We start from the raw sequence: 5,532 nt of genomic DNA, 5'->3' as shown, positions 1-5,532 counted from the left end.
CCCTGCCCACCCCCGAGCGCAAGACTCCGGCGACGCTGCGGCGCCTGCAGGAGAAGACGGTCCCGCAGCTGCGCGAGTTGTGGAACGTCGGCACCGCCATCGGCCCGCACCGCCTCACCCCCCGGATGCGGACGGCCCAGATCGGTGCCGCGATCGTCGCCACCGGCGTGCTCAGCACCGTACACACCCGGCGCCCCCCCCCCCCCCCCCCCCACCCACACGCCCCCCCCGGCAACCCCCCCCCCGCCGGCCCCGCCCCCCCCCCCCCCCCCCCCCCCCGCCCCCCCCCGGCGCGCCCACCGACCCCGTCGACGGCTGGATCAGCCAGGCCACCGCGGTCCTCGAAGCGAACGGCGTCCCCCGCGAGCAGATCGACCCGTCCGCGCTGCGCACGATCATCCTGCACGAGTCCGGTGGCGACCCGGCCGCGGCCAACGGCTGGGACTCGAACGCCGCGGCGGGCACCCCGTCGAAGGGCCTGATGCAGACGATCGACCCGACGTTCCACTCGTACGCGGTGCCGGGGCACCAGGACATCTGGAACCCGGTGGACAACATCGTCGCCGCCACCCGCTACTCCATCGACCGGTACGGCTCGATCTCGAACGTGCCCGGCGTGCAGGGCGTGAGCTCCGGCGGCTCGTACGAGGGCTACTGAGCGGTTCCGGTGGCGCGCCGTTCGGCGTCGAGGCTCTCCAGGGTGCCTTCGAACGCCTCCTCCACCAGTTCGCGCATCGCCGCTTCGGCGCGCGCCGGATCCCCGCCGCGGACGCACTCGGCGATCTCGCAGTGCAGCCGGAGCGCGACCGGCTTCGGGTGCTCCGGCATGAGGCCGCGGCCGGTCCGCCAGCGCAGGACCTCGCCGAAGACGTCCTCCAGCTGCGCGAACATCTCGTTGCCGGAGGCGGCCAGCACCAGCCCGTGGAAGGCGACGTCGGCCTCCAGGAAGGTCTCCAGGTCGCCGGCGCGGGCGGTGGCGACCATCCGCTCGGCGAGCGCGACCAGCCGGGCCGCCTGCTCGTGACCGGCGTTGCGGGCCGCGGCGGCCGCGGCGACCGGTTCGACCGCGGTGCGCAGCTCGGCCAGCGTGCGGACCTGCGCGGACCGATCCACCGCCAGCAGCCAGCGGATCAGCGCCGGGTCGAAGGTGTTCCACTCGGCGCGCGGGCGCACCACCACGCCGACGCGCTTGCGGCTGACCACCAGCCGGATCGAGGCCAGGGTGCGCACCACCTCGCGGGCGACGCTGCGGGAGATGCCGAACCGCTCCTCCAGCCCGTCGATCCGCAGCACGCTGCCCGGCGGGTGCACTCCCGCGCTGATCTCGTGGCCGAGCACGTCGACCACCTGCCCGTGCAATCCGCCGCTCACCGGGCTCCTTCCGTCGACGGCCCACTCTTCCAGCAACGCCCCGGAGGCCGCGGGCGCCTGACCGCACTATGCCGGTGACCCGGCTAACAGAGCCGACTTAATCGGTTCACCTGACCCAAAAGTCATACTTATTGGGGATCTACTCCTAGGCTGGGCCGCGACCGAGCTCAGCGAGGAGCCCCCATGCCATTGCCGCACCCGACCGCAGCCCTGCTCGCGCAGGCCCCGCCCGCAGCCTGGACCGGCCATGACACCCGCCTGCTGGCCGCCGCGGTCGCCGGCATCGCCGTCATCGTCCTGCTGATCAGCTGGGTGAAGCTGCACCCGTTCCTGGCGCTCGCGCTGGGCGCCACCACCCTCGGCGTCACCGCCGGGATGCCGTTCGCCGACCTCGTCGACACCTTCACCGAAGGGCTCGGCTCGACCGTCGGGGACGTGGGGCTGCTCGTCGCGCTCGGAGCCATGCTCGGCAGGCTGCTCACCGACACCGGCGGCGCCGAGCAGATCGTGGAGACCGTGCTCGCGCGCACCACCCGCCGCACCCTGCCGTGGGCGATGGTGTTCATCGCGGCGCTGCTCGGCCTGCCGATGTTCTTCGAGGTCGGCGTCGTGCTGCTGGTGCCGGTCGTGGTCATGGTCGCGGCCCGCTCCGAGCAGCCGATGCTGCGGATCGGGATCCCCGCGCTCGCCGGGCTGTCCATCCTGCACGGGCTGGTACCGCCTCACCCGGGGCCGCTGGCCGCGGTGGACGCGCTCGGCGTCGACCTGGGCACCACGCTCGCGCTCGGCATCGTGGTGGCCATCCCCACCGCCATCGTCGCCGGACCCGTGTTCGGCTCGTTCATCGCGAAGCGGGTCGAGCTGCCCGCCGCGTCCACGCTGCTCGGCAAGGCCCCCGGCCCGGACAGCGAGGGCAGGCGGCCCGGATTCGCGCTGTCGGTGCTGATGCTGCTGCTGCCGGTGCTGCTGATGCTCGGCAAGTCCGTCGCCGACCTGGCGCTGACCGAGGGCACGGGCGCCTACGCGGTGCTGGACACCCTCGGCACGCCGGTGGTGGCGCTGGCGCTGACCGTGCTGCTGGCCATGGGCACGCTCGGGCCGCGCTCCGGGATCGGGCGCGAGCGGCTCTCCGGCATCGTCGGCTCCTCGCTGCCGCCGGTCGCCGGGATCATCCTCATCGTCGGCGCGGGCGGCGGGTTCAAGGAGACCCTCGTCGAATCCGGCGTCAACACGATGATCACCGACCTGGCCGCGGGCGCCCACCTGTCGCCGCTGGTGCTGGCCTGGCTGATCGCCGTCGGCATCCGGGTCGCCACCGGTTCCGCGACCGTCGCCACCATCTCCGCCGCCGGGATGGTCGCGCCGCTGGTCGCCGGGCTGGACCCGGTGCACGGGGCGCTGGTCGCGCTGGCCATCGGATCCGGTTCGGTGTTCTTCTCGCACCTCAACGACGCCGGGTTCTGGCTCGTGAAGGAGTACTTCGGGATGACCGTCGGGCAGACCCTCAAGACCTGGTCGGCGATGGAGACCATCCTGTCCGTCGTCTCGTTCGCGGTGATCTGCCTCTTGGAGCTGCTGCTGTAGCCGGAGGGACCGCTCCCGCGGCCGGTATGATGGTTGGTCGGACTTTCGCCAGGGACGCATCGCACCCGTCCGGCACATCCGTCCGGCACATCACGGTTGAGCACGAGGTGGAACCAAGTTGTCCAATGCCCGAGCTGATCGGGAACCCGACCGCACCGACGACCTAGCCGCCGAGCAGCAGTACGTCTCGACGCTCTACGACAAACTCGACGAACTCCGCCGGGACGCCACGAAGCGGCTCACCGACACGCTGCGCGAAACCGGCGGGACGCCGCAGGCCCGGACCGAGCGCGACATCTCCACCACCATGTACACCGACAAGCTGACCCAGCTCAGCGCGGTCGAGCACGGGTTGTGCTTCGGGCGCCTGGACCTGGACAGCGACGAGGTCTTCCACATCGGACGGATCGGCCTGTTCGACGAGGAGCGGGAGTACGAGCCGCTGCTGATCGACTGGCGCGCCCCGGCGGCGCGTCCGTTCTACCTGGCCACCGCCGCCGCCCGCGAAGGCGTGTGGCGGCGCCGCCACCTGCGCAGCAAGTGGCGCACCGTGGTGGACCTCGAGGACGAGATCCTCGACCTGGACGCCGGCGAGCAGGGCAGCGACCTCGGCCTCGCCGGGGAGGCGACGCTGCTGGCCGCGCTCGACGCGCGCCGCACCGGCCAGATGGGCGACATCGTCGCCACCATCCAGGCCGAGCAGGACCGCATCATCCGCGCCCCCATGAACGGGGTGCTGGTGGTGCAGGGCGGGCCGGGCACCGGCAAGACGGCGGTCGCGCTGCACCGCGCCGCGTTCCTGCTCTACACCTACCGCGAGCAGCTGACCAAGCGCGGCGTGCTCGTGGTCGGGCCGAACTCGACGTTCCTGCGCTACATCGGGCAGGTGCTGCCGTCGCTCGGCGAGACCGGCGTGCTGCTGTCCACCGCCGGGCAGCTGTTCCCCGGCATCGACGCCACCGCCCTCGAACCGGCGGAGGCCGCGGAGATCAAGGGCCGCGGCGCGATGGTGCAGGTGCTGAACTCGGCCGTGCGGGACCGCCAGCGGGTGCCGCGGGAACCGATCGAGGTGCTGTTCGACCGGGAGCCGCTGACCATCGGCAAGAACCTCGTCTCGCACGCCCGCAGCCGCGCCCGCCGGTCCCGCAAGCCGCACAACCACGCCCGCAAGATCTTCCGCAAGGAGATGGTCTCCGGGCTGACCAGGCAGGTGGCCGACCGGCTCGGCCGGGACCTGTTGGACCGCCGCGACCTGGACGACATCGGCGCCGAGCTGCGCGCCGACGACGCGGTCACCGAGGTGCTCGACTCGCTGTGGCCGCAGCTGACGCCGCAGCAGCTCCTCGACGACCTGCTCAGCGTGCCGAAGCGGCTCACCACCGCCGCCCGCAAGCACCTCACCGACCAGGAGCGGCAACTGCTGCTGCGCGCGCCGGGGTCGGCGTGGACGCCCGCGGACGCCGCGCTGCTGGACGAGCTGGCCGAACTGCTCGGCGAGGACGACACCAAGGCCCGTGAGGAGCAGGCGCGGCAGGAGCGCGAGGAACTCGCCTACGCCCAGGGCGTGCTGCACATCATGGAGCAGGATGAGGAGATCGCCGACGAGGAACGGCTCCGCGTCTCCGACGTGCTCGACGCCGAACTGCTCGCGCAGCGCCACCGCACCCGCAGCGACCTCACCGCCGCCGAACGCGCCGCCGAGGACCGCACCTGGACCTTCGGGCACGTCATCGTCGACGAAGCCCAGGAGCTGTCCACGATGGCGTGGCGGGTGCTGATGCGCCGCTGCCCCAGCCGGTCGATGACGCTCGTCGGCGACATCGCCCAGACCGGGGCGCTCGGTGGCGCGGCGTCGTGGGACGAGGTGCTGTCGCCGTACGTGATGGACCGGTGGAAGCTCGCCGAGCTGACCGTCAACTACCGGACGCCCGCCGAGATCATGGCGGTCGCCGCGGACGTGCTCGACGAGCTCGACACCGACCTGGAGGCGCCGACCTCGGTGCGCACCAGCGGGCACGAGCCGTGGACGCGGCGGGTGCCGGCGGCCGAGCTGGCCGCCGAACTGCCGGACCTGGTGCGGGCCGAGCTCGCGGCCATCGAGGGCACCCTCGCGGTGCTGCTGCCGCCGGAACACCTCGCCGAGGTCGGTGGCCGCATCGCCGAGCAGGTGCCGGAGGCCGAGGTGGGCGCCCAGGAGGATGGCCTCGAAGCGCGGGCCGTGGTGCTCACCGTCGAGCAGGCGAAGGGGCTGGAGTTCGACTCGGTGCTGGTCGCCGACCCGGACCGGATCCTCGGCGAGTCGGCGCGCGGGCTCAACGACCTGTACGTGGCCCTGACCCGCGCCACCCAGCGCCTCGGCGTGGTCCACACCGGCGCGGCCCTCCCGGCCGTCCTGGGGGCGCTCGGCGAGGAGTGATCCCCGCGGCGGGGGGGCCCCCCCCGGCCCCCCCCCCCCCCCCCCCCCCCCCCCCCCCCGGGCGGGGGGGGGGGGGGCCCCGCCCCCCGCCGACTCCCCCGCCCCCGCCGGGCGTCTCCACGACTCTGCCCACGGCCAGCTCCGGACCGGTCATGCCGTCC

General features: G+C 73.4%; 4 protein-coding genes. 3 read left to right on the top strand and 1 reads right to left on the bottom strand.

The genetic code is table 11. The annotated features are described in order from the left end of the window. The first annotated feature begins 79 nt into the window (after positions 1 to 79). Complete coding sequence (locus tag LCD31_RS29665; protein WP_224961891.1) at positions 80 to 658, top strand: transglycosylase SLT domain-containing protein; 579 nt, start codon at positions 80 to 82, stop codon at positions 656 to 658. On the opposite strand, the gene LCD31_RS24915 is transcribed toward LCD31_RS29665, so the two are convergent. Continuing rightward, positions 652 to 1,371, bottom strand: a complete 720-nt coding sequence (locus LCD31_RS24915; protein ID WP_224961889.1) for a FadR/GntR family transcriptional regulator — start codon at positions 1,369 to 1,371, stop codon at positions 652 to 654. The two genes, LCD31_RS29665 and LCD31_RS24915, sit on opposite strands and share 7 nt — an antisense overlap. Before the next feature lie 183 nt (positions 1,372 to 1,554). Here LCD31_RS24915 and LCD31_RS24910 point away from each other — a divergent pair, with 183 nt between their 5' ends. Beyond that, the gene (locus LCD31_RS24910; RefSeq protein ID WP_224961887.1) at positions 1,555 to 2,955 is read left to right on the top strand and encodes a gluconate:H+ symporter; all 1,401 of its coding nucleotides are present in this window, start codon (positions 1,555 to 1,557) and stop codon (positions 2,953 to 2,955) included. 118 nt (positions 2,956 to 3,073) lie between these two features. Then, positions 3,074 to 5,371, top strand: a complete 2,298-nt coding sequence (locus tag LCD31_RS24905) for an ATP-binding domain-containing protein (RefSeq protein WP_224961885.1) — start codon at positions 3,074 to 3,076, stop codon at positions 5,369 to 5,371. The last annotated feature ends 161 nt before the right edge of the window (positions 5,372 to 5,532 follow it).

The sequence above is a fragment of the Saccharopolyspora sp. 6M genome, assembly GCF_020176775.1.
GTDB lineage: Bacteria > Actinomycetota > Actinomycetes > Mycobacteriales > Pseudonocardiaceae > Saccharopolyspora_C > Saccharopolyspora_C gregorii.
This window is presented reverse-complemented; position numbering and strand designations above follow the sequence as displayed.

What these genes read in the sequence shown, in the direction of transcription:
- LCD31_RS24910 (WP_224961887.1), top strand. Translation starts at nt 1,555, where the DNA reads ATGCCATTGCCGCACCCGACCGCAGCCCTGCTCGCGCAGGCCCCGCCC.